Below are 24,183 nucleotides of genomic sequence, written 5' to 3'. Positions count from 1 at the left end.
CACAGACAATGAGGAATTTGGCGGCGTCACCCATACCTTGACTCACAAACACATGTGGTCAGTCAAGAGAATACAAACGGCCACCTGGGCAGTTACGCGAAGCGAAGCAATCCAGACTGCCGCCTCGGAAATATTCTGGATTGCCTCGTCGCGACGGGTTCCTCGCAATGACGGCGGAGACGTCACGTAAACTCCGCCTCGACCGTCCCCAGCCCGTCCAGCTCCATCCGCACCTTGTCGCCGGCCTTCAGCCACAGCGTCTTCACCAGGCTCCCCGTCAGCACGAGCTGTCCCGCGTGCAAGCCCTTGCCCTCGGCGGCGAGATGGTTGGCGAGCCAGGCGAGTGCGTTGTGGGGATGGCCGAGCACGTCGGCGCCGGTGCCGTGGCTGACCTCCTCACCGTTGACGATGGCGCGGCCCTTGACGGCCTTCAGGTCCGGCACGGACGAGCGCGGCACCCTCTCACCCAGCACGCAGCCGGCGGCGAAGAAATCGTCGGCGATCAAGGTCGGCGCGCCCATCGTCTCCCACTTCACATAGCGGTCGTCGACGATCTCGATCGCGGGATGATAGGCCTCGACGGCCTCGCCGACCCATTCGGCCGTGAACGGCGCCTCGCCGGCGGCAAGATTGCGCTTGAGCCGCACGGCGATTTCGCATTCGACGCCGACCCGGACATAGTCGGCAGCCGCGAGCTGCACGCCGCTTTCGTGCACGCCCTTCTTGAACACGCCGCCACCGCAAGGGTGCGGAATGCCGATATAATCCTGCATCACCTGGCTGGTGCAGCCAATCTTGTAACCGACGAGCGGGCCGACATGTGGCAGCAGCAGATCGTGCAGCGCGCGCTGGACCTGATAGCCCTCGGCTTCATCGGCCGGAGGAACTTCGAGCGCCGCGAGCGGCGCGTGGTTGCGGCGCGCCAGCGCGATCGCCTTTGCGGCTTTGAGAATATTGTCCATTGGCGCCGCCTCCTACGCTACGCAATCGAGGGCGGCACTTCAGCATCCCCGCCGGGGTGTGACAAGCGCGGGGCCGCACGGCAGCACGTCATTGCCAGCCCGAGCTGGATGAGCTGCGGACGCAGATCGGCCACATCACATGGGACAGCCTCATGGCCTGCTGCCGCGTTTAAGGAAATATTGAACTGGTCCAGGCTTTATGGGGAAGCGCGCCTTTTAGGGGCGCAACAGGCCTGATTGCAGCGACGCGTGAAGCTGCTGGATCGGTGTCTCAGCATTCGAGTCGATGTCGTTGACGCGACTCGCGAAACCTCCCGCACCTGAAGTGAAGGCTGTTGCTCATCCGAACTCACGTGAGCTCGGAGGAGTTAAGTCTAGCCCATTGATTACGATTCACTTTTCGCGATTGCGCTCGCGCGGCGCGGGGTTGCAAGCGAAAGGCAAAATGCTGATCGCGGCGCGAAACGGCGCTTTGCATCCAAAAACAAAGAGCCGCATCTCTGCGGCTCAGGCTCTATTCGTCGCGATAGACCTTCTCGCGTTTCTCGTGGCGCTCCTGCGCTTCCACCGAGAGCGTCGCGATCGGCCGGGCCTCGAGCCGTTTCAACGAGATCGGCTCCCCCGTGTCCTCGCAATAGCCGTAGGTGTTGTCCTCGATACGCTGGAGCGCGGCATCGATCTTGGCGATCAACTTGCGCTGGCGGTCGCGGGCACGGAGTTCGATGGCGCGGTCGGTTTCGGACGACGCCCGATCGGCGAGATCGGGGTGGTTCACGTTCTCCTCCTGCAGGGCTTGCAGGGTGAGCTTGGACTCTTTGAGGATCTCATCCTTCCAGGCGAGGAGCTTCAAACGGAAGTACTCCTTCTGCCTGTCGTTCATGAAAGGCTCTTTTTCGGTCGGTCGGTAGTTTTTCAACTTTTCCAAGGGCGGCCTATCTGTCTAAGCAACGACTCGCAAACGGAACGGAGTCCGCTGAGCGGGGCGTTATATAGCGGCCTCATGTGACAGACAATGTTTCCCTGATCGCCCGATTGGCGCTCCCAAGCCCTTGCACAGGAAGGTTTATCCTACAGGAAGGTTTATCCTGGAGGGCCCCGGGGCGGCCGAAGGCCTAGTAGCCGACCGTGAAACGCTGCTTCACATGGGCCGGCCGTTCGATCTCGTCGGCGAGCGCGATGGCGTAGTCAGCGAAGGTGATCCAGCTCTTCCCGTTCGCATCTGCGAGAAGCTGATCGGTCCCAAGCCGGAACTTGCCGGTGCGCTCCCCCTCGATGAACAGGGCCGATGGCGAGATGAAGGTCCAGTTCAGCTCTTTTTCCTGCCGCAGCAGGTCGAGAAAAGCCGAACCCGCCTCAGCCTCAGCCTTGTACTGAGCCGGAAAACCGGGAGTTGTAACCAGTTTGACGCCCGGAGCGACCTCAAGGCTGCCGGCCCCGCCGACCACGAGGTAACGACCGACCTCGGAATCCTTTGCCGCGCCGATCAGCTTGAGCGCGTCGCTGGCCAGAAAGTGCACGGAACTCACGGCGACGTCGTGCCCAACCCACAGCTTGGCAAGACCGGACCGGTCGAGGACGTCCCCCTTGGTGGGCGTGACGTTCGGCAGGACCGCGATCTTCTCGGGGTTGCGGGCGATGGCCGTGACCGCGTGGCCGCGGCGCGACAGTTCCTTGGTGATCTCCGACCCGGTCCGGCCCGAGGCGCCGGCAACTGCGATCTTCATGAAAGGCTCCTTTGCTTCTGTGGTAACTACCGGTAACTAGATATCATAAAGAATGCTGGTGTTAAGAGAGCACCTTGTGCTTACCTGCTTACGCAGGAGTAACCGGCGGCGGCCGGCAAATGAGCGGAATGGATCGTGAGGACCCGACGATGAAGCCGGACGTCTATGCAGCGAACTGCCCCACGCGACAGATCCTCGACCGCGTCGGCGACAAATGGGCGGTGCTGATCCTGCTACTGCTGCGCGAGGAGCCGATGCGCTTCAATCAGTTGCGCCGCACGATTGAAGGCATTTCGCAGAAGATGCTGAGCCAGGTTCTCAAGTCGCTCGATCGCGACGGATTGATCAAGCGTCACGCCATCGCAACCGTGCCGGTGACCGTGGAATACTCGATCACGCAGCTCGGCGTGACGCTCGCAGCTGCGGTCGATCCGCTCCGAGATTGGGCCGAGCAGAATCTGAAAGACGTGCTCGCCGCCCAGCGCCGCTACGACGCGCAGAAGGATGAAGCGGCGTAAGACGCTACGCCTGCCCGGCCTTGGCGAGTTCGACCTCGACGCGCAGCTCGATCTCGGACAGCACCGAGTCCAGACCAGGATCGCCGGAAGACGATTTCAGGTTCGCCGCAGCGTCACGCAGCCGCATCACGGTCGACGCATCGAGTTTGCCGGAGAGGAGCCCCATCTTGAGATCGTCGAGCACGTCGAGCGCGGTCTTGCCGCGCGTGACCGAGCGCTTGCGACGCTCGACGGGGTTCTCTTCGATGCCTTGCAGCGCGAGCAGCCCGTCGATGTTGGCGGCGGCCTTCGGTGCGGCAGCGCCCCGCGTCTCCTGCGCCGACGAGGTGTCGGGCAGCACGAAGGTGCCGGAGCTCGTCCGCCTGGCCTGGCTGGCCGGCGTTCCAAGCGTGGTGCCGTTCGGTCCGTAGATGCGCATCGGAAGCAATCCGGGTGATCGATGCGCCACATTCGCCGTTTTATGGTTAACGGCCCGTAAACAGCCCGGCAAAATCTGCCGACAGGCGGCAGTTTCGCTCCTCAGGGACAACACCGGCTGAGACCGCTCGAAACAGATTTACTCAACCTGTTCAACCACCTACCCCCGCTGCTCCGAGTTGGCACAACGCTCGCAAGGACAGCGTCGGACCAGCTCGTCATGGGAGTGTCGTGAGGATCCGTCGATTTGAGGAGCCTCGGGGAGCAGAGGATGCCAAGCGTTCGTTGGGTGAGGATTGTTGGGGTGGCCTGCGCCGCGCTGTCAGCGCTGGCGCTCTCGGTCACGTCTGCAAGCGCGACATCGCGCATCAAAGATCTCGCCAACATCGAAGGCGTGCGGCAGAACCAGCTCATCGGCTACGGCCTCGTCGTCGGCCTCAACGGCACCGGCGACACCCTCAACAACATCCCTTTCACCAAGCAGTCGCTGCAAGCGATGCTCGAGCGCATGGGCGTCAACATCCGCGGCGCCACCATCCGCACCGGCAACGTCGCCGCCGTCATGGTGACAGGCAATCTGCCGGCCTTCGCCACCCAGGGCACGCGCATGGACGTCACCGTCTCTGCGCTCGGCGACGCCAAGAATCTCCAGGGCGGCACCCTGCTCGTCACCCCCCTCCTCGGCGCCGACGGCAACGTCTACTCGGTCGCACAGGGCTCGCTCGCGATCTCCGGCTTCCAGGCCGAGGGCGAAGCGGCGAAAATCGTGCGTGGCGTGCCGACCGTCGGACGCATCGCCAACGGCGCCATCATCGAGCGCGAGATCGAGTTCGCGCTCAATCGCCTGCCCAACGTCCGCCTTGCGCTGCGCAACGCCGACTTCACCACGGCCAAGCGGATCGCCGCCGCGATCAACGACTATCTCGGCGTCAAAACCGCCGAGCCGATCGACCCGTCGACGGTGCAGCTTGCGATCCCGCCGGAGTTCAAGGGCAACGTCGTCGCCTTTCTCACCGAGATCGAGCAGCTCCAGGTCGAGCCGGATCTCGCCGCCAAGATCATCATCGACGAACGCAGCGGCATCATCGTGATGGGCCGCGACGTCCGCGTCGCCACCGTTGCAGTCGCACAGGGCAACCTCACCGTCACGATCTCCGAGAGCCCGCAGGTGAGCCAGCCCAACCCGCTATCGCGGGGACGGACCGTGGTCGCGCCGCGCAGCAGTGTCAGCGTCACCGAGGACGGCAAGAAGTTCGCCGTCGTCAAGGACGGCGTCTCGCTTCAGCAGCTCGTCGACGGCCTCAACGGCCTCGGCATCGGCCCGCGCGATCTCATCAGCATCCTGCAGGCGATCAAGGCCGCCGGTGCGATCGAAGCCGACATCGAGGTGATGTGATGCAGACCGGCATGGTCAACACCGCACGCGTCGCCAGCTCTGCCTTCTCGGTGGAGAGCCGCAACGGCCGGCCGGATTTCGACCTCGCCGCGGCCCTGCAGAAGGTCCCGCAGAAGCAGCAGGCCAAGGCGCAGAAGACCGCCACCGACTTCGAGGCGATGTTCCTCAACAGCATGTTCTCGCAGATGACCTCGAGTCTGAAGGGCGAAGGCCCGTTCGGCGACACGCCGGGCACCGGCGTGTGGCGCTCGATGTTGACCGAGCAATATTCCAAGAACTTCGCCAGCGCCGGCGGCGTCGGCGTCGCCACCGAAGTCTATCGCACCCTCATCATGCAGCAGGCGAAAACCATCCGCACGGCATAAGGTCAAACGAGATGAACCACTTCAACGCCTCGCGTCAGCCGGTGCAAGCCCAGCGCCCGAACACCGCACCCGGCAGCGCCGAGGCGCGCAAGGTCGCCGAGCAGTTGATGGATGCGATGAGCGCCCTGCTCGGACTGATCGAGCGCGAGACCGAGCTCGTGCGCGCCGGACAGGTCCGCGAGGCGATGACCCTCGAGAGCAAGAAGCAAGAGCTGTCGCGAAACTATGTCGGCGCCGTCAGCCAGTTGAGGGCCAACCAGGCCCAGCTCGCGAAATCCGAACCCGAACTGCTCTCGACGCTGCATCGGCACCACGATGCATTCCGCGCGATGCTCCAGGTCAATCTCACCGTGCTCGCAACCGCACACGCGGTCTCGGAAAGCGTCGTGCGCGGCGTCAATGCCGAGATCCAGAAGCGCAACGTGCCGAACACCTACACGGCCGCGGGGCGGCGCGCCGCTCCGGGCCCGCGCCACATCACCCCGCTGGCGGTCAGCCGCTCGCTCTGAGCGCGCGCAAGAACAAGCGACAATTTTACGAAAAACCGCGCGGCAACGTGGTCGCGCGGTTAGGCACGTTTCCTTACCGGGTCTTCAATCCTGGTGTTCCATGGTTGCGCATTGAGAGGGGTTGGGATTTGACTCACGTGAGGCAACCAGGAGGCTGCCATGAGTACAGATTTCAGCATCAGGCCGGTGGGGATACCGGCCGCCGTGCAGATCGTAACGACGTCGAACGCGGCGGCACACGAAGCCGTGCAAACCGAGCTGCCAGTGAGCCAGACAGTGGCCGCTGGCGATGCGAGCGCGCCTGCACGCAATGATTTGCGGAGCAACGAAAACGTCTCACGCCAGGTCGTGTTCGACCAGGCGGCGGCGTCCTTCGTCTTCCAGGTCGTCAACGACAGGACCGACGCCGTGGTCAACCAGTTCCCCGACGAAGCAATGCTCCGCCGGCGGGCCTATTTCCATGCGCAGGATTTGAAATCCGAGCCCTCGCGTCCGGCCAGCACCGACCTCAGCGCCTGACGATCAGGCGTCGAGCGTCGCAACGGCAGTGTCGAGATAGCTCGAACCGGTCGCAGGATCGGTGACGACGTTCTTGATCTGCGCCTTGCCGGTATCCGTCAGCGTGAATTTGGTGTTGCCGAAGCGGAACGAGCCGTCCTTGATCACGGACGGCCGGACAGACCGGCGGCGATATTGCGGTTGATCTCGATCAGCGGACGGAAGTGATCGAACTGCGGACTCATCTGCAGCGCGGCGGTCTGGCTCAGCACGAACACGCTGATGTTGGCGATCTTCTGCCGGACGTCGAGCGGCTGCGGATTGTTCTCGCGCATGGCCTCGCTCAGGAAAATCGTCCAGAGCTTGCGATTGAACATCAGGGCTTGCGTGGTCTGCTCGCTGAACGGCTCGGCGTTGTTGATCGCATCCTGAAGCTTGTTGGCAGCCTTGAGCAGGGTCTGCGCCTCGACGTCGCGAGGGGATGCTGTGGTCGTTGCAACACGCGCGTAGGCCGAGGCAGCGGAATTCGACATCAATCACACCTTGGAGGTTACCTAGCCCGTTGAACGCGCTTAAGGATTTCTTTCCCAACCCTAGGCAGCACCGCTTAAGATTTGCTTACATGTGTGCTTGGAAGCACTCCGGAGTATTACGGGTCCCGAAGTCCTTCATCGCGAAGCTAGATGTGCACGTGCACGCTGTAAATAAGCCTCGCACGATGCGCATCAATCTCAGCTAATCCTGTCTTAGCGATCTGCGTAAAATGAACGGCGGAGCCTTGGCCCCGCCGCGAAATCGAATAGCGATCTTGCGCTGCGAATTAGCGGAGCAGCTGCAGCACGCTCTGTTGCGACTGGTTGGCCAGCGACAGTGCGGACACCGCGATCGACTGGCGGGTCGACAGCGCCTGGCTGTTCGCTGCTTCCTCATTGGTGTCGGCGAGCGTCAGGTTGGACGAGCCGGTCTGGAGAACGTTGATCAGGTTCTTGGAGAAATCCTGACGCACCTGGACGATCGACAGGTTCGAACCGAGCGACGAACCTTCGGAGCGCAGCGTGCTCGAGGCCGCATTCAGGCTGGCCAGCACCTTGTTGGTGGCACCGTTGTCGATGAAGTCCGTGCCAGGAACCAGATTGCTGAGACCGAGGCCGGCCGCGTTGAACACCACGCCGTTGATGCCGAGCGTCGAGCTGCCGTTCTCGTTGAAGACCAGCTTCAGCGTGTCGCCGTTGAGCAGGTTGACGCCGTTGAAGGACGAGTCCTGCGAGGTCGTGTCGATCTGCGCCAGGATGTTGTTGAACTGACTGACCAGGCCGGAGCGCGCCGTCTGCGCGACGGGATCCTGAATCGGGGGCTGCGCGGTGGTGAAGGCCAGCACGCCGGTGAGCGTACCGCCGACCGTGCCGCCCGCGGCAGTCGAGCCGAGGGTCGAGGACGCGTACTCGTTGACGGTGGTGACCGTCAGCACGCCGTTGGCGTCGATCGTCGCCGTCAGGTGGTTGGCCTGAAGCTGCACATTGAGCTGGTCGAGCGTCTTGACAGTGCCGTTGGTGCCGTCGCCGAAGGTGACGCTCACCGGGGTGCCGCCGTTGAAGGAGGTGAAGGTCAGCGTCTTGCCGCTGACGCCACCAACACCGGAGTTGCGGGCCGCGGCGAAAGCGGTTGCCGTTCCCGTGTTGCCGCTGAGACCGAAGGCGTTGAGCGCGTTGCCGGTGCCGGTGATCGACAGGTCGGCATTGATGCCGGTCGAGAGCGCAAGCTGACCGCTGCTGTTGACCGACGACGGGATCTGGCCCGCGGTGGTCGACAGGGTCGCCGCGCCGTTGAAGATGCTGGCGGTCTTGACGCCGGTGGCAAGGTCGATCGAGTTGAGCAAATCGGTGAGTGTCGCGCTCTGGATGTAGACGGTCGAATTGCCGTTGCCGTCGGTGACGACGTTGCCGTTGACGCCGCCGGAGGTGACGCTCAACGCCGACTGGGGCGTTTGGGCGTTCTTGAAGGTGATGGTGTGGCCGTCGATGTTCAGGGTCGAACCGTCTTGAACGAGACTGCCCAGCGAGCCGGCCGTCGTCGACCGATTTGCGGTCACGTTGGCATTGCCTGCGCCGGTCGCTGTGGTCAGACCGAGCGCCTTGAGGAAATCGGCCTTTCCGGTCAAGCTTACGTCGGCGCCGGTCGAGCTCTTCAGCGTAATCGCGCCGCCTCCCGAGATGGACGATGCCACCTGGAGCGTGCCGATCGGACCGGCCGAGCCGCTGACAACGATGGTCGCAGCGCCGGCGCTGATGGTCGCGGTCTTGACGCCACTGGCGAGGTCGATCGCGCTGAGGACGTCGTTGACTGTCGCCCCCGGTGCAGCCGCCGTTCCCTCATAGACGATCGAATTGCCGTTGCCGTCGGTGGCGATGTGTCCGCTGGGGTTGAGGCCCCAGCCGGTCGGCTGCGTGTTCGGAGCGACGCCGGTGCGGAAAGTGATGCTCTTGCCGTTGACCGTGATGGTGTCGCCGTCAGCGGGCGCCGTGCTGAAGGTGGCGGATGCCGTGGTGCCGAGCAACGTGGCGGTACCGGACAGTGCGGTGGTGCCGTCGGCGGCGAGCGCTGCTGTTCCGGTAAAGGCGCCGGCGGTCGAGCCCAGCGAGGCGCCAAGTGCGGCGGTCCCCGTGACCGGGGTCACGCCACCGGGTGCGCCGGTATAGAGCACGTTGCTGTTGGCGGTCGCGCTTGCATAGGAGGTCGTGCCGCGCAGGTCGGCGGGCGTCGCACCGGGAATCGTGGTGGAGACGTTCGACTTGGTGGAATAGCCGACCGTGGTCTGGAGCGCCTGGTTGGCGATCGACTTGGCGCTGTCGATCAGCTTCTGCAGCGATGTGATGCCGGTATTGGCCGCCTGGAGCACCTGCACACCGTTGTTGATGCCATCCAGCAGGTTGCTGATGTCGCTCGCCCGGTTGTCCAACCCCTGCGCTGTGAAGAAGTTGGTGGGATTGTCGAGCGCCGTGTTGACCTTCTTACCGGTCGACAGCCGCTCCTGCGTCGTGGCCAGCAAGTCGGCCGTCGACTGCAGCGACAACAGGTTCTGGCGAACGGACGCCGAGAGAACGATGTTGGACATTGGCGAGTCTTCCTCTTGAACCGGGTACGAATCGGCCGCGCGGTCTGGAAAGCGGGCTTTTGTCCAGTCTTAGAGGCTGTCCTTTAAAGTATGGTTAACGCCGGTTTAAGGGATAGGGTTAATGGCGGGTGAACGCCCCTGCCCGCCTCCGGACGCAAAAAAGAGCGGCGGGGCAACTGGCCCCGCCGCTCGATTTATATAGTAGTTTCAGCCGCTTAGCGGAGCAACTGAAGCACGCTCTGCTGCGAGGTGTTGGCTAGCGACAGCGCGGAGACAGCGATCGACTGGCGGGTCGAGAGCGCCTGGCTGTTGGCCGCTTCGACGTTGGTGTCGGCCAGGGTCAGGTTGGACGAGCCGGTCTGCAGCACGTTGATCAGGTTCTTGTTGAAGTCCTGACGCACCTGCACCACCGAGAGGTTCGAACCGAGCGCTGAGGCTTCCGAGCGCAGCGTGCTCGACGCGGCGTTCAAATTGGTCAGCACGCGGTTGGACGCGGCGTTGTCGATGAAGTCGACACCGACGGTCAGCGCCGCAAGGCCGAGACCCTTGGAGTTGTAGGTCACGCCGGTGATGTTGAGGCTCGACTTGCCGGTCTCGTCGAACACCAGCTTGAGCTGGTCGCCGTTCAACAAATTGACGCCGTTGAACGAAGAGTCCTGCGAGGTCGTGTCGATCTGGTTCAGAATGTTGTTGTACTGAGACACCAGGTTCGCACGGGCCGTCTGCGCGACGGCATCCTGGACGGGGCTGGAAGCCGTCGAGAATGTCAGCGCCGAGGTGAGCGTGCCGCCGATCCCACCGCCTGCGACGGTCGAACCGATCGTCGAGGACGCGTAGTCGTTGGACGCCGTGATGGTCAGCCGGCCGTTGGCGTCGATCGTGGCAGCCAGGTTGTTGGCCAGAAGCTGCGTGTTGAGCTGATCGAGCGTCTTGACGGTGCCGTTGGTGCCGTCGCCGAAGGTGACGTTGACCGCCGTGCCGCCGTTGAAGGCGGAGAAGGTCAGGGTCTTGCCGGCAATGCCGCCGACACCGGAGGTGCGCGCCGCAGTGAATGCCGACGCGCTGCCGGTGTTGCCGGCCAGCCCGAACACATTCAGCGCGTTGCCTGAGCCCGTGATCGACAGATCGGCGTTGATGCCGGTCGAGAGCTTGAGCTGACCGGACGTATTGATCGTCGAGTTCGATTGGCCGGTCGCGGTCGTAAGCGCAGCAACGCCGCTGGCGTTGATCGTCGCGGTCTGCACGCCGGTGGCAAGGTCGATCGCCTTCAGCACGTCGGCAACCGTGCCGGACTGCAGATAGACAGTCGAGTTGCCGTTACCGTCGGTGACGATCGCGCCGTTCGCACCATACCCGCTCGGAACGCTCGGAGCACCGGTCGTACCCGGGGTCGGCGCGTTCTTGAAGGTGATGGTGTGACCATCGACGTTGAGCGACGAACCGTCCGTAAGGGTCGCACCCAGCGAGCCCGCGCTCGTGGTCCGGTTGACGGACACGCTTGCATTGCCTGCACCTGAAGACGTCGTCAGGGCGAGAGCCTTGAGCAGGTCGGCCTTGCCGGTGACGCTCAGATCCGCACCCGTCGAGCTCTTCAGCGTGACGGCGCCGCCAGCAGCGCTCGAGGCGGTCTGGCCGACGCTGGTGGCGATCGTCGCGGCACCCGCAGTGATCGAAACCGTCTTCACGCCGCTGGCGAGATCGATCGCGGTCAAGAGATCGTTGACGTTCGCAGCCGGGGCGCCCGCGGTGCCGAGATAGACGGTGGTGTTGCCGCTGCCGTCGGTGACGAGATTGCCGCTGACGCCCGAACCGGACGTAACCGCAGTCGACGCCGGAGCAGAACCCGAGCGGAAGGTGATGGTCTTGCCGTTCACGGTCAGTGTGTCGCCGTCGGCGGGCTGGGCGTTGCCGACCAGACCGGTTGCGGTTGTGCCCGAAGTGGCGATCAGGGTGATGGTGCCGGTCAGGGCCGTGGTGCCGTCGCCGGCCGTTGCGCCAGTGCTTGCAAAGGAGCCGATCGTGGCGCCGAGCGTCGTGGTGCCGCTTGCCGCCGTGGTGCCGCCGGCCGTGCCGTTATAGAGCACGTTGCTGCTTGCAGTCGCGCTGGCGAAGGACGTGGTGCCGCGCAGGTCGGCCGCCGTCGCACCCGCGATCGAGGTGGAGACGTTGGACTTGGTGGAGTAGCCGACCGTGGTCTGCAGCGCCTGGTTGGCGATCGACTTCGCGCTGTCGATCAGCTTCTGCAGCGAGGTCAGGCCGGTGTTGGCGGCCTGCAGCACCTGCACGCCGTTGGCGATGCCGTCGAGCAGATTGTTGATGTCGCTGGCGCGGTTGTCGAGCGACTGGGCTGTGAAGAAGTTGGTGGGATTGTCCAGGGCCGAATTGACGCTCTTGCCGGTCGACAGACGGTTCTGTGTGGTGGCGAGGAGGTCGGCGGTGGACTGGAGAGACAGCAGGTTCTGACGAACCGACGCAGAGAGAACAATACCGGACATAACACTTACCCTTCTGGTTTACGCGTCTTCGTTCGATCGCTTCGGATCGAGTGACGGGGACAGCGTGCCGCGACATGGCTAACAAAGGGTGAAACGACACGCGCCCGCATTAAGCGCGGGTTCACCATAAGTGCGCGGAAGGCGTGGTCGCGGCCGGCAATCAGGCTGAAATCATTGGTGTTTGTCCGCGCTTACCCTCCATTAACCATAACCGCTGGTTACTTTTTCAGAGCGTTGCGTGGCTGCGAATGTCGGCTGACGCACGAAAAAAAACGGCGGAGCCGAAGCCCCGCCGCCGGATCTTGCTTGCGATGTCTTCCGCTTGTTAGCGGAGCAGCTGGAGCACGCTCTGCTGCGACTGGTTGGCCAGCGACAGCGCGGAGACCGCGATCGACTGGCGGGTCGAGAGCGCCTGGCTGTTGGCCGCTTCGACGTTGGTGTCGGCCAGGGTCAGGTTGGACGAACCGGTCTGCAGCACGTTGATCAGGTTCTTGTTGAAGTCCTGACGAACCTGCACGATCGTCAGGTTCGAACCGAGGCTCGAGGCTTCCGAACGCAGCGTGCTCGACGCTGAGTTCAAATTGGTCAGAACCTTGTTGGTGGCGGCGTTGTCGATGAAGTCGACACCGCCGGTCAGCGCAGCGAGGCCGAGACCCTTGGAGTTGTAGGTCACGCCGGTGATGCTCAGGTTCGACTTGCCGGTCTCGTCGAACACCAGCTTGAGCTGGTCGCCGTTCAACAGGTTGACGCCGTTGAACGAGGAGTCCTGCGAGGTCGAGTCGATCTGGTTCAGGATGTTGTTGTACTGAGACACCAGGTTCGAACGCGAGGTCTGCGCAACCGTATCCTGGACGGGGCTGGAAGCCGTCGAGAATGTCAGCGCCGAGGTCAGCGTGCCGCCGATCGCACCACCCGCGGCGCTCGACCCGATCGTCGAGGACGCGTAGTCGTTGGTGGTTGAGACAGTGAGCCGTCCGTTGGCGTCGATCGTTGCAGTCAGGTTGTTGGCCTGAAGCGCCGAGTTGAGCTGATCGAGCGTCTTGACCGTGCCGTTGGTGCCGTCGCCGAAGGTGACGTTGACCGCCGTGCCGCCGTTGAAGGCGGAGAAGGTCAGGGTCTTGCCGGTCAGGCCACCGACGCCGGAGGTGCGCGCCGCGGTGAAAGCGGTTGCAGTGCCGGTGTTGCCGGCGAAGCCGAGCGCGTTCAGCGCGTTGCCGGTGCCGGTGATCGACAGGTCGGCATTGACGCCGGTCGAGACCTTGAGCTGACCCGATGCGTTGATCGACGAGTTGGTCTGGCCGGTTGCAGTCGCAAGCGTCGCGCTGCCGTTGGCATTGACCGTCGCGGTCTGCACGCCGGTGGCAAGGTCGATCGCCTTCAGCACGTCGTTGATCGTGCCAGCCTGCAGATAGACGGTCGAGTTGCCGGCGCCGTCGGTGAGGACGTTACCGCTCGCACCATAACCGCTCGGAACGCTCGGAGCACCGGTCGATCCCGGGATCGGCGCGTTCTTGAAGGTGATGACGTGACCGTCGACGTTCAGCGTCGAACCGTCGGCGATCGTTGCCCCCAGCGAGGCCGCGCTCGTGGTCCGGTTGACGTTGATGGTGGCGTTGCCGCCGCCCACGGCCGTCGTCAGGGTGAGAGCCTTGAGCAGGTCGGCCTTGCCGGTGACGCTCAGATCCGCACCCGTCGAGCTCTTCAGCGTGACGGCGCCACCAACAGCGGTCGAAACGGCAGCACCTGGCTGGCTGGCGCTCACGGCGATCGTCGCAGCACCCGCAGTGATGGATGCCGTCTTCACGCCGCTGGCCAGATCGATTGCGGACAAGAGATCATTGACGGTCGCAGCCGGGGCGCCCGCGGTGCCGAGATAGACGGTGGTGTTGCCGCTGCCGTCGGTGACGAGATTGCCGCTGACGCCCGAACCGGAGGCAACCGCAGTCGAGGCCGGAGCAGAGCCCGAGCGGAAGGTGATGGTCTTGCCGTTCACGGTCAGCGTGTCGCCGTCGGCGGGCTGGGCATTGCCGGCCAGGCCGGTTGCGGTGGTGCCCGAGGTGGCGATCAGGGTGATGGTGCCGGTCAGGGCCGTGGTGCCGTCGCCGGCCGTTGCGCCAGTGCTTGCAAACGAGCCGATGGTGGCGCCGAGCGTCGTGGTGCCGCTTGCCGCCGTGGTGCCGCCAGCCGTGCCGTTATAGAGCACGTTGCTGCTCGCGGTTGCGCTGGCGAAGGAGGTGGTGCCGCGCAGGTCGGCCGCCGTCGCACCCGCGATCGAGGTGGAGACGTTGGACTTGGTGGAGTAGCCGACGGTGGTCTGCAGCGCCTGGTTGGCGATCGACTTCGCAGAGTCGATCAGCTTCTGCAGCGAGGTGATGCCGGTGTTGGCAGCCTGCAGCACCTGCACGCCGTTGGCGATGCCGTCGAGCAGATTGTTGATGTCGCTGGCGCGGTTGTCGAGCGACTGCGCGGTGAAGAAGTTGGTGGGATTGTCCAGGGCCGAATTGACGCTCTTGCCGGTCGACAGACGGCTCTGCGTGGTGGCGAGAAGATCAGCGGTGGACTGGAGGGAGAGCAGGTTCTGACGAACCGACGAGGAGAGGACGATACCGGACATTGAGTGTTACCCTTCTGGTACGCAACGCAACAAACTTCGATTAGGATTAATCGATGGCCGGGACGGTGAATGCAGACGGCTAACAAAGCATGAAGCGTGTCGCTCCGATCCCTGTGCGGATTCACCATGCGCGCGATCGGAGCCGGATCGGGCTCGCACATATCGTCATGATAGGATGATGCTTTTTCGTGCAGCGGCCAGGCGTTTGCGACTTGTCAACCATAACTCAGAGTAAAGCAATCGGCTGCATCCGAATGCATCGTCTTCACTTTGTCAGCGGCACTCTGATGCCGGCGCAAAAAGAAAGCGGCGAGGCCGAAGCCTCGCCGCCGTAATCGTCTTACGATGTCGTCCGCTTGTTAGCGGAGCAGCTGAAGCACGCTCTGCTGCGACTGGTTGGCCAGCGACAGCGCGGAGACCGCGATCGACTGGCGGGTCGACAGCGCCTGGCTGTTGGCCGCTTCGGTGTTGGTGTCGGCCAGGGTCAGGTTGGACGAACCGGTTTGCAGCACGTTGATCAGGCTCTTGTTGAAGTCCTGACGAACCTGCACCACCGAGAGGTTCGAGCCGAGGCTCGAGGCTTCCGAGCGCAGCGTGCTCGACGCGGCGTTCAGGTTCGACAGCACCTTGTTGGTCGCGGAGTTGTCGATGAAGTCGACACCGCTGGTCAGCGAGGCGAGGCCGAGACCCTTGGAGTTGTAGGTCACGCCGGTGATGCTCAGGTTCGACTTGCCGGTCTCGTCGAACACCAGCTTGAGCTGGTCGCCGTTCAGCAGGTTGACGCCGTTGAACGAGGAGTCCTGCGAGGTCGTGTCGATCTGATTCAGGATGTTGTTGTACTGAGACACCAGGTTCGAACGCGAGGTCTGCGCAACCGTATCCTGGACGGGGCTGGAAGCCGTCGAGAACGTCAGAGATGAGGTCAACGTGCCGCCGATCGCACCACCCGCGGCGCTCGACCCGATCGTCGAGGACGCGTAGTCGTTGGTGGTTGAGACAGTGAGCCGTCCGTTGGCGTCGATCGTTGCAGTCAGGTTGTTGGCCTGAAGCGCCGAGTTGAGCTGATCGAGCGTCTTGACCGTGCCGTTGGTGCCGTCGCCGAAGGTGACGTTGACCGCCGTGCCGCCGTTGAAGGCGGAGAAGGTCAAGGTCTTGCCGGTCAGGCCACCGACGCCGGAGGTGCGCGCCGCGGTGAAAGCGGTTGCAGTCCCCGTATTGCCGGCGAAGCCAAGCGCGTTCAGCGCATTGCCGGTGCCGGTGATCGAGAGGTCGGCATTGACGCCGGTCGAGACCTTGAGCTGACCCGAGGCGTTGATCGACGAGTTGGTCTGGCCGGTTGCAGTCGCAAGCGTCGCGCTGCCGTTGGCATTGACCGTCGCGGTCTGCACGCCGGTGGCAAGGTCGATCGCCTTCAGCACGTCGTTGATCGTGCCAGCCTGCAGATAGACGGTCGAGTTGCCGGCGCCGTCGGTGAGGACGTTACCGCTCGCACCATAACCGCTCGGAACGCTCGGAGCACCGGTCGATCCCGGGATCGGCGCGTTCTTGAAGGTGATGACGTGACCGTCGACGTTCAGCGTCGAACCGTCGGCGATCGTTGCCCCCAGCGAGGCCGCGCTCGTGGTCCGGTTGACGTTGATGGTGGCGTTGCCGCCGCCCACGGCCGTCGTCAGGGTGAGAGCCTTGAGCAGGTCGGCCTTGCCGGTGACGCTCAGATCCGCACCCGTCGAGCTCTTCAGCGTGACGGCGCCACCAACAGCGGTCGAAACGGCAGCACCTGGCTGGCTGGCGCTCACGGCGATCGTCGCAGCACCCGCAGTGATGGATGCCGTCTTCACGCCGCTGGCCAGATCGATTGCGGACAAGAGATCATTGACGGTCGCAGCCGGGGCGCCCGCGGTGCCGAGATAGACGGTGGTGTTGCCGCTGCCGTCGGTGACGAGATTGCCGCTGACGCCCGAACCGGAGGCAACCGCAGTCGAGGCCGGAGCAGAGCCCGAGCGGAAGGTGATGGTCTTGCCGTTCACGGTCAGCGTGTCGCCGTCGGCGGGCTGGGCATTGCCGGCCAGGCCGGTTGCGGTGGTGCCCGAGGTGGCGATCAGGGTGATGGTGCCGGTCAGGGCCGTGGTGCCGTCGCCGGCCGTTGCGCCAGTGCTTGCAAACGAGCCGATGGTGGCGCCGAGCGTCGTGGTGCCGCTTGCCGCCGTGGTGCCGCCAGCCGTGCCGTTATAGAGCACGTTGCTGCTCGCGGTTGCGCTGGCGAAGGAGGTGGTGCCGCGCAGGTCGGCAGCCGTCGCACCCGAGATCGAGGTGGAGACGTTGGACTTGGTGGAGTAGCCGACGGTGGTCTGCAGCGCCTGGTTGGCGATCGACTTCGCAGAGTCGATCAGCTTCTGCAGCGAGGTGATGCCGGTGTTGGCAGCCTGCAGCACCTGCACGCCGTTGGCGATGCCGTCGAGCAGATTGTTGATGTCGCTGGCGCGGTTGTCGAGCGACTGCGCGGTGAAGAAGTTGGTGGGATTGTCCAGGGCCGAGTTGACGCTCTTGCCGGTCGACAGACGGTTCTGCGTGGTGGCGAGAAGATCAGCGGTGGACTGGAGGGAGAGCAGGTTCTGACGAACCGACGAGGAGAGGACGATACCTGACATGACTCTGTTACCTTTCTGGTAAACGACGCTACTGTTACTCGTCTGCTTGATCGAGATGGACCTAGCGACCGGCGGACCGTGGGGCGGAGTCCTCTAACGAAACATGAAATGGAATCGGCGCTTTTGCTGAGTCGGCGCGCGATTCGCCCGATCTGCACACGAGCAACGCTGCGCCGCCAGGCGATTTCGACGTTGATGTAATTGAGCTTTTCGGCGGCCTTGGCCGGGATTTACAACTCGTTAACTAGTCTTGATGGAGTATTGCGCCCTGACCCGCCGCAACACACGCTCGGTTACGAAAGCGTTGATGGAGAACAGGCATGGCCCTCAAGGTCGAGCTCAGACCGCACGAACGCATCATCGTCGGTAACTGCGTGATAACCAACACCGACCAGCGCGCCCGCCTTCTGATCGACGGCGACAACGTGCCGATCCTGCGCGAGCGCGACATCCTCACGCCGGAGACCGCCGACACGCCCGCCAAGCTCGTCTATCTGGCGGTCCAGCTCATGTACATCTCGCCGGATCCGCAGACCCAGCACGGCACCTATTTCAACCTCGTGCGCGACATCGTCACCGCGGTGCCGAGCTCCTGGCCGATCATCGAAGGCATCAACAACAACATCCTCAACGGCGATCTCTATCGCGCACTGAAGGACGCCCGCAAGTTGATCGCCTACGAAGAAAAGCTGCGGGGCCAGTTCGAGGCCACGCGTCCCAAGGCTGAAGCGGACCAGGACGACGTCAGCACCGCCGCCTGATATAGCCCGTTCGCGCGGCAGCGCTGCGCAAACGACCAGACCGCGCAAACGACAACGGCCCCGGATCGCCTCCGGGGCCGTTGTCGTTTCAGGCCTGCATCAATACTCCTGCGCCGCGAGCGGCGGCGCTTCGACCTCGATCACAGTATCGCGGCTCCGCCGTCCGCCGAATTCCAGCACCGCTGCGACCAGCGCGTCGATGTCCGTCTCGTCGGTTCGGTGATTGACGATCGCGGCGCGGATCGCAAACTTGCCGCCCAGCGTCGTGCTTGAGGGCGCCGCGATACCGGACTCCTGGATGTCGGCGACGATCTCCCGATTGACCTCATCGGGGGCGCGGTAGCGGAAGCAGACGATGTTGAGATTGACCGGTGCCAGCAATTCCAGCCGCGGCTCGGCGAGAACGCGCGTCTCCAGATATTTCGCCAGGGCACAGCTTCGCGCGATCACCGCGCCAAGCCGATCGGTGCCGAACGTCTTCAGCGTGAACCACGTCTTCAGCGCACGGAAGCCACGCGATAGATCGGGACCGAGATCACAGGGCCAGATCGCGCCCGCCGCAAGCCCTCTCGCCTCGCGGCGCAGATAGGCCGCGGGCTGCGCAAAAGCCTGCCGATGCTGCTCGCCGTCGCGCACCAGCAGAAAGCCGGCGTCATAAGGCACCTGCCCCCATTTGTGGAAGTCGAGCGCGATAGAATCCGCAAGCTCGATGCCGCCGATCAGCGGCGCAAGCTCGGGCGACAGGATCGCCAGCGCTCCGAAGGCGCCGTCGACGTGAAACCAGATTCCCTCGTCGCGGCACAGCTCCGCGATCGCCTTGAGATCGTCGACCGCGCCGATGTCGACCGTACCGGCGGATGCGACGACCAGGAACGGCTTGAAGCCGACATCGCGATCAATCGCGATCTGCGCACGCAGCGCGGCGACGTCGATACGATGATCGGCATCGACGCCGATCTTGCGCAGCGCATCGGTGCCAAGCCCGGCGACGTCCATCGCCCTCGCCACGCAACCATGCGCGGCCTGCGACGTGTAGGCGGTCAGAAGTGCGCCATCGTTGCCGATGCCGTACTGCCGCGCCAGCGTGCCGAGCGCGCTCGTACGTGCCACCAGCACCGCCATCAGATTGGCCATCGACGTGCCCGTCACGAAGATGCCGCTCGCGCTGTCGGGAAAGGCGAACAGGCGGCGCATCCAGCCGACGATCTGGCGTTCGACCTCGATCGGCATGTGGTCGCGGCCGCCGAGATTGGCGTTGAGGCCTGCCGCGAGCATTTCCGCGACCATGCCGACCGCGGTGCCGCCGCCATGCACCCAGCCCATGAAACCCGGATGGACGTTCCCCGTCGCGTAAGGCGCGACGTGCTCGACGAATTCGCGATAGACGTCGGCGAGATCGCTTGCCTCGCGCGGCACGTCGGCCTTGAATGCCGCACGGACGCCGTCGGGGATCGGCTGCCACACCGGACGTGCGCGAACGTTGGCGATGCCGTCGATCGTCTCGTCAAGCATGCGATGGGCGAGCGCACGAAACTCGCTCCAGTCCTGCGGATCGAGCGAAGTGTGCGTGACGGAGCTTTGCGTGTTGCGGATGATCTCGTTCATGCTGCACTCTCCTCGCCCGCTCTTGCATGCCGCGACAGCATCGTCGTGAATGCCGCAAAGATCTTGCGCATCTGCGGCGGCTTGTACGGAAACACGGCCGGCGGATCCATGTTGTGCACGACGGCAGTATTGTCGGCTTCGAAGACCAGCAGCTCGCGGTTCTGGTTCTCGGCGCAATCGACGATGAAGTAATCGAGGCCGACGCGCCTGCTCATCTCGTCGAGCGCGACTTTGTGGCGCGCGGCGAAAGCATGGTCGAAGTCGAGCATGAAGACGGCTTCTTCGGCCCGCTTCTCTTCGCTGAACGCCATGAAGGCGTTGAGATACCAGATGTCCCAGCGATCGGCGATCGCCATGTGGCAGGCATAAGGTTTGCCGTCGACCATGGCGAGGCGATATTTGCGGTAGAGCCCATCGGGACTCGCATAGTCGACGAAACGCGCAAGGAAGAAGTCGTTCTCTTGCCGCTCGGCAAGATAGGCGGCGAGGGCCGCCGCGTCGTCGAGCTTGGCGAGCCCGACGCCGGCATGCGAGCCGCGCGGCCGCGCGATCATCGGAAATTGCAGTTCGCCCGCGATGTCTTCGCAGGCGATGTTCCCTGTCGAGAGATCCGACAATTGCGCGCGCGTCGCGTGGATGGTCGCGGGAATGTCGAGGCCGGGCACGCCCGCCAGCAACCGATACAGCTTGTCGCGATCGAGATTGCCGATGAGATCGGGGCGATTGAGCAGCGGCCGCGGCCAGCGCGGCGCTGCCTTCTCGATCAGCGCGAGCGCCTCCCGGCATTCTTCGGAATCGGATGCAATCACGATGGCGACGTCGTGCTCGGGCAGATTTTCCGGCAGGCCGATGCCCTTGACCACGTAGAGCGTCAACAGCTCAATGTCGGAGTCTTCAAGCAGGAAGTCGATCGGCGTGTTGCCGCCCATGTCGATATCGGCGGCGAGTGCGAGCACACGCAGGCGGGGTTTTGGAACAGCGCAAGGCGTACGAAACAATTGGTGGAAGGAGAGCACCTCGGTCTGGATCACGAGCCCGGCCTCCTTCTCGCCGAGAAGCTGGGCAATCAGCGACAGATCCAGGCCTTCGCCCGCCTCCGCCGTCCCCTCATCGATCCGCGTCAGGAGCCGGTCGCGCAACGGATGCAGGTCGCCGCCCTCGAATGCCCGGCGCGTCAATTGCGCAAAGCCGATCCGGTCGGCATGGTTCGGCGCGGTCACGCCGATCGGCGCGGAAACTGGATGTTGCATCTCACACCTCGAGCGCGGACTTCTCGATCTTCACCAGGACATGGGCGATGCGATCGAGAACGTGTTGCACATTGCGTTGCGCCTGCAGGCCTTTCAGCACCAGCAGCGCGCCGCTGAAAGCGGAGCCGCCGAAGAATTTCGAGCCGGTGGTCAGGACCATGTAACTGCGGTCGAGATAGGAGCGCAGCCGCCGGCGGCCGAGCCGCGCCTGACGGGCGTCGACGACAATTTGAACCTTGCGCGGCCAGCGCCGCGCGATCTCATCAAGACACGCCTCGCTTGGGGCACGCCAACCGAGTTTTGACGAATCCATGATCTGCAACAAAACGCGCCGGCCTTGCGCGAGGCTGGTCTCGATCGCGCGCAGCACCGCTGCATCGGCGTCCGGGCGCATCGCAATGCCGGCCGCCATGTCGATCAGCGGCACCGCCATGCTGTCGCCGGCGAGCCTCGCCACCGCGCCGTCCTTGCGCACGGCAATTCCGCCTGCCATCTGCGAGATCGTCGAGCCGCTCTCGGGCTCGGTAGCTGACAGACGGGATGCGCCGGCGCTCATCCCGAAAGCCTCACGCCGCATCGGCAGCGGCGGCAGCGGGCGCCGGTGCGAATTGCGAGGTGATGTCGCCGTGGAACACCGACGGCCCGACGTGATCGAGCGAGCTCTGGATGTCGGCCCATATCTCGCCGCCGATGTCGGTCCAGCGCTTGCAGAAGGCGAAGTCCTCGGAGAGATAGGTGCCGGTCGCCGGATCGATCATGCATTCGAACAGGGCAAACCGGTTCTTGCTCGCCACCAGCGTGTCGTGCGAATGCTCGCGGAAGAATTGCAGGCTGGCGTAGTCCGGATGGCGGCACATCGCCTCCAGCACATGGCGCCGGATCATCAGGAAGCCGGTGCCGGCGTAGCGCACGCGAGTGAAGCCGTTGACCACCACGATGCGATCCGGATCCTCGATCTCGAGCACGTAATCGAGCGATGCGGCCGGCACGTCGGTGCGGCCGGCTTCGATCGCGCGCTTCGCCTTGTCCCAGTTGACCCGCTTGATCGGATAGCAGCCGGCAACGACATCCGCGCCGCACTCGATCAGCCGGAACACCTGCTCCGGCTTGAAGCCGATGTCGGCGTCGATGAACAGGAAATGCGTCGCGTCGGGATCGTCCAGGAACATCGCGGCCAGATTGGCCCGCGCCCGCGTGATCAGCGCGTCGCCGTCCCGCAGCAGCACCTTGAGCTCGATATTGGCCATGCCGTGTACGGCGCGCTGGAGCGCGAAGATCGAGCTTGCATAGATGCTCGTCACCTGCCCGCCAAAACATGGCGTGGCCACCACCAGCTTCATCTTGTCCGACATCGGCAGCTCCGCCCCGCTCCAATCCTCACCAAGAGGTAAAGAGGCATGGTTAACAGCGCCTTAACGGCCCTTACAGGAACTTGACGAGCGAGAGCTGCGAGAGGTTCGAGGTGACCTGGTAGGACGCCTGGAGCGCGTTCTGGAGCGACAGGATCTCGCTCGCGACCTGGTCCGGCGAAGCCGATTCCGCCTGGTCGATGATGGTCTGGAGCTGCGCCTTGGCCTGGGTCTGGCGCGAGCTTGCGTCCTTCATCGTATTCTGGGACATCGCGAGGTCGGTCTGGATGTCCTCGATGCGCTGCTGGCCGGGCTGCTTGGTCAGCGCCTGCGTCACCCGCAGGCTGAGCGCGGCGACCTGCCCGCCCGAATATTGTCCGGCCGGCGAGGTCGAGAACGTCCCGAACACGGCGACCGCCTGCAATTCCTTGCGGATCGCGTCCTCGTTGGCCTGCGCGCCGTACTGCACCGTGACGGAATCGTCGACCCGCGCCATCGCGGTGGAGCGCGGCGAGCCGGGCCCGTCATTGCCCTGGTACCATTTCACAGTGGTGGCCGAGCCGTTGACCAGCGTCGTCGCCGAGCTTGCGGGCGACGAGCCGATGCGCAGCGGCGGTTGCGTGGCGGTCACGGGCGTGGAAGCGAAACCAAGCGAACCCAGCGCTCCCGTATTCGAGGTAGTGATGCTCAGGTTCGCCGCATCGTCGGTGTTGATCGTGATAGAGCCGCCATGGACCGTCGAGGGCTTCGAGGTCCCCGTGATCTGGTCGATCTTGCTCATCAGCGTCTGGATGCTGTCGCCGACGTTGAGCTGGTTGCCGGTCGCCCCCGAACTGACGAAGGAGAGCGTGGTGCCGTTGACGGTGATGGTGTCGCCGGCGACGAAGCCCGGCGAAATCGAGTCCGAGGGGCTCGCGCCGGACAACGCCGTCGCGCCGGTCACGGGCGCCGGCGGCGCCGCCTGGTTGTTGACGGGCGTGCCGATCGCCGAGCTCGCGGTGTTGAAGAAGTTGTCGCCGGCAGTCACCGCGGATGCCGCCACCAGCGCAGTGTTGGCGAGCTTCGTGATCGCGGTGTTCAGCGCGGTGTTGAGACTGGTCTGGGCGTTGGCCGGGTTGACCGGAACGCTTGCATCGATGGCAAAGCTGCCGACTGGCGTCGGCGTGGCGGTGGACGCAGTGAGGTCGATCTGCTCGGTCGAGCCGTCGGGCAGCGTGAACTTCACGCTGAGCTTGTCGCCATTGTTCGGATTGGTGCCGTTGAGATTCACCGAGAATGACACCGGCGAGCCGCTCGGGCCGGTGACCGTCGCGCCTGTCAGCGTCGAGGAGACCGCCGCGATCTTGAGCCCGAATGGCGATCCGGCAACGTCCTCGGACACCTGCACCGCGCCCGACGGCAATGACGTCTGCACCAGCCGCCCCGTGCCGGTGCCGAGATCGGCGGCCTGGCGCTCCGCCAGGACGGTCTTGAAGCCCGCCTGCGTCGTGGTGCCGTTGATGATGTCGCCGGCATCCGCGACCGGCTGCGTGTTGACGGCGGTTCCGGAGAACAGATAGCGGTTGCCCGCCTGCGTGTTGAGCACGCCGACCATCGACCCGAACTGGGCGGCGGCGGTGTTCTGCGCGACCGTCTGACCGTTGACGTTGAGATCCTGCGCGGTGTTGGCCGAGCCCGTCTGCACCGTGTTGCGGATCGTGGTCAGCGACTGCAGCGCGGTGTTGGCGAGGTTGATGCTGACATTGACGTTGGTGATCGTGTCGGTATAGGCGGCGATATTGGACAGCTGCGCGCGCGAGGCGATCGCGAAGCCCTCGTTGGTCCCCATCCCGGAGTAGTTCTGCGACAGCTTGCCGGTCGACAGCTGCGTCGACAGATCGGTGAGCTGCGTGTTGATGTTGCGGATCTGCGAGCCGAGAACCGACGAGGAGTAGTTGATGCTGCTGATCGACATATTTCA

At 64.2% G+C, this 24,183-nt stretch carries 20 protein-coding genes and 2 pseudogenes; 7 read left to right on the top strand and 15 right to left on the bottom strand.

Annotation, left to right across the window (positions count from 1 at the left end; translation table 11 throughout):
- Positions 1 to 190, top strand: a 190-nt coding sequence (locus IVB27_RS29445) for a hypothetical protein (RefSeq protein ID WP_247446408.1), incomplete at its 5' end; no start/stop codon positions are given.
- Here the strand turns inward: IVB27_RS29445 and IVB27_RS29440 are convergent.
- From IVB27_RS29440 to IVB27_RS29430, 3 genes are all read right to left on the bottom strand, one after another.
- Positions 183 to 962, bottom strand: a complete 780-nt coding sequence (locus IVB27_RS29440) for a 2-keto-4-pentenoate hydratase (RefSeq protein ID WP_247446407.1) — start codon at positions 960 to 962, stop codon at positions 183 to 185. The two genes, IVB27_RS29445 and IVB27_RS29440, sit on opposite strands and share 8 nt — an antisense overlap.
- Before the next feature lie 514 nt (positions 963 to 1,476).
- Positions 1,477 to 1,842: an RNA polymerase-binding protein DksA gene (gene dksA / locus IVB27_RS29435; RefSeq protein ID WP_008554760.1), complete on the bottom strand. Its 366-nt coding sequence runs from the start codon at positions 1,840 to 1,842 to the stop codon at positions 1,477 to 1,479.
- A gap of 232 nt (positions 1,843 to 2,074) precedes the next feature.
- Positions 2,075 to 2,686 (bottom strand): NAD(P)-dependent oxidoreductase, encoded by a 612-nt coding sequence (locus IVB27_RS29430; RefSeq protein ID WP_247446405.1) that lies wholly within the window; start codon positions 2,684 to 2,686, stop codon positions 2,075 to 2,077.
- A gap of 149 nt (positions 2,687 to 2,835) precedes the next feature.
- On the opposite strand from IVB27_RS29430, the gene IVB27_RS29425 reads away from it, so the two are divergent.
- Positions 2,836 to 3,204 (top strand): winged helix-turn-helix transcriptional regulator, encoded by a 369-nt coding sequence (locus tag IVB27_RS29425; RefSeq protein WP_247352188.1) that lies wholly within the window; start codon positions 2,836 to 2,838, stop codon positions 3,202 to 3,204.
- A 4-nt stretch (positions 3,205 to 3,208) separates the two neighbouring features.
- Here the strand turns inward: IVB27_RS29425 and IVB27_RS29420 are convergent, their stop codons facing one another.
- The gene (locus IVB27_RS29420; RefSeq protein WP_247351970.1) at positions 3,209 to 3,622 is read right to left on the bottom strand and encodes a flagellar assembly protein FliX; all 414 of its coding nucleotides are present in this window, start codon (positions 3,620 to 3,622) and stop codon (positions 3,209 to 3,211) included.
- 270 nt (positions 3,623 to 3,892) lie between these two features.
- Here IVB27_RS29420 and IVB27_RS29415 point away from each other — a divergent pair, with 270 nt between their 5' ends.
- The 4 genes from IVB27_RS29415 (at position 3,893) to IVB27_RS29400 (ending at position 6,410) form a co-directional block, all read left to right on the top strand.
- Entirely contained in the window at positions 3,893 to 5,017 is a 1,125-nt protein-coding gene (locus IVB27_RS29415) for a flagellar basal body P-ring protein FlgI (RefSeq protein WP_247351972.1), read from the top strand.
- Entirely contained in the window at positions 5,017 to 5,382 is a 366-nt protein-coding gene (flgJ, locus tag IVB27_RS29410) for a flagellar assembly peptidoglycan hydrolase FlgJ (RefSeq protein WP_247446404.1), read from the top strand. The genes IVB27_RS29415 and flgJ overlap by 1 nt, the downstream gene beginning before the upstream one ends.
- Positions 5,383 to 5,393: 11 nt before the next feature.
- On the top strand, positions 5,394 to 5,891 hold the full coding sequence (locus IVB27_RS29405) for a hypothetical protein (RefSeq protein ID WP_247446403.1): 498 nt from the start codon (positions 5,394 to 5,396) through the stop codon (positions 5,889 to 5,891).
- Positions 5,892 to 6,050: 159 nt separating this feature from the next.
- Positions 6,051 to 6,410, top strand: coding sequence for a hypothetical protein (locus IVB27_RS29400; protein ID WP_247351977.1), 360 nt, complete (start codon positions 6,051 to 6,053; stop codon positions 6,408 to 6,410).
- A 3-nt stretch (positions 6,411 to 6,413) separates the two neighbouring features.
- On the opposite strand, the pseudogene IVB27_RS29395 reads toward IVB27_RS29400, so the two are convergent.
- From IVB27_RS29395 to IVB27_RS29370, 6 genes and pseudogenes are all read right to left on the bottom strand, one after another.
- Positions 6,414 to 6,557: pseudogene (locus IVB27_RS29395) on the bottom strand (hypothetical protein); the annotation flags it as partial.
- Positions 6,554 to 6,922, bottom strand: coding sequence for a flagellar biosynthesis regulator FlaF (gene flaF / locus IVB27_RS29390; protein ID WP_247351981.1), 369 nt, complete (start codon positions 6,920 to 6,922; stop codon positions 6,554 to 6,556). The gene flaF and the pseudogene IVB27_RS29395, both read right to left, overlap by 4 nt.
- Before the next feature lie 287 nt (positions 6,923 to 7,209).
- Entirely contained in the window at positions 7,210 to 9,501 is a 2,292-nt protein-coding gene (locus IVB27_RS29385) for a DUF1522 domain-containing protein (protein WP_247446402.1), read from the bottom strand.
- A gap of 215 nt (positions 9,502 to 9,716) precedes the next feature.
- Entirely contained in the window at positions 9,717 to 11,996 is a 2,280-nt protein-coding gene (locus IVB27_RS29380; RefSeq protein ID WP_247446401.1) for a DUF1522 domain-containing protein, read from the bottom strand.
- Positions 11,997 to 12,321: 325 nt separating this feature from the next.
- Positions 12,322 to 14,610, bottom strand: a complete 2,289-nt coding sequence (locus IVB27_RS29375; RefSeq protein ID WP_247446400.1) for a DUF1522 domain-containing protein — start codon at positions 14,608 to 14,610, stop codon at positions 12,322 to 12,324.
- A gap of 359 nt (positions 14,611 to 14,969) precedes the next feature.
- On the bottom strand, positions 14,970 to 17,258 hold the full coding sequence (locus IVB27_RS29370; RefSeq protein ID WP_247446399.1) for a DUF1522 domain-containing protein: 2,289 nt from the start codon (positions 17,256 to 17,258) through the stop codon (positions 14,970 to 14,972).
- A gap of 320 nt (positions 17,259 to 17,578) precedes the next feature.
- On the opposite strand from IVB27_RS29370, the gene flbT reads away from it, so the two are divergent.
- Positions 17,579 to 18,019 (top strand): flagellar biosynthesis repressor FlbT, encoded by a 441-nt coding sequence (flbT, locus tag IVB27_RS29365; protein WP_247351989.1) that lies wholly within the window; start codon positions 17,579 to 17,581, stop codon positions 18,017 to 18,019.
- A 99-nt stretch (positions 18,020 to 18,118) separates the two neighbouring features.
- Here the strand turns inward: flbT and IVB27_RS29360 are convergent, their stop codons facing one another.
- The 5 genes and pseudogenes from IVB27_RS29360 to IVB27_RS29340 all read right to left on the bottom strand — a co-directional run bounded on the left by IVB27_RS29360 (position 18,119) and on the right by IVB27_RS29340 (position 24,177).
- Positions 18,119 to 19,624 (bottom strand): pyridoxal phosphate-dependent decarboxylase family protein, encoded by a 1,506-nt coding sequence (locus tag IVB27_RS29360; protein ID WP_247446398.1) that lies wholly within the window; start codon positions 19,622 to 19,624, stop codon positions 18,119 to 18,121.
- Positions 19,621 to 20,874 (bottom strand): ATP-grasp domain-containing protein, encoded by a 1,254-nt coding sequence (locus tag IVB27_RS29355; protein ID WP_247446397.1) that lies wholly within the window; start codon positions 20,872 to 20,874, stop codon positions 19,621 to 19,623. Before IVB27_RS29355 ends, IVB27_RS29360 begins: the two co-directional genes overlap by 4 nt.
- An 85-nt stretch (positions 20,875 to 20,959) precedes the next feature.
- Positions 20,960 to 21,373, bottom strand: a pseudogene (locus tag IVB27_RS29350) (hypothetical protein); the annotation flags it as partial.
- A gap of 67 nt (positions 21,374 to 21,440) precedes the next feature.
- Positions 21,441 to 22,226: a hypothetical protein gene (locus tag IVB27_RS29345; RefSeq protein WP_247446396.1), complete on the bottom strand. Its 786-nt coding sequence runs from the start codon at positions 22,224 to 22,226 to the stop codon at positions 21,441 to 21,443.
- A gap of 70 nt (positions 22,227 to 22,296) precedes the next feature.
- Positions 22,297 to 24,177, bottom strand: coding sequence for a flagellar protein (locus IVB27_RS29340; protein ID WP_247446395.1), 1,881 nt, complete (start codon positions 24,175 to 24,177; stop codon positions 22,297 to 22,299).
- Positions 24,178 to 24,183 lie beyond the last annotated feature (6 nt).

The sequence above is a fragment of the Bradyrhizobium sp. 197 genome, from assembly GCF_023073375.1.
Taxonomy (GTDB): Bacteria; Pseudomonadota; Alphaproteobacteria; order Rhizobiales; family Xanthobacteraceae; genus Bradyrhizobium.
This window is presented reverse-complemented; position numbering and strand designations above follow the sequence as displayed.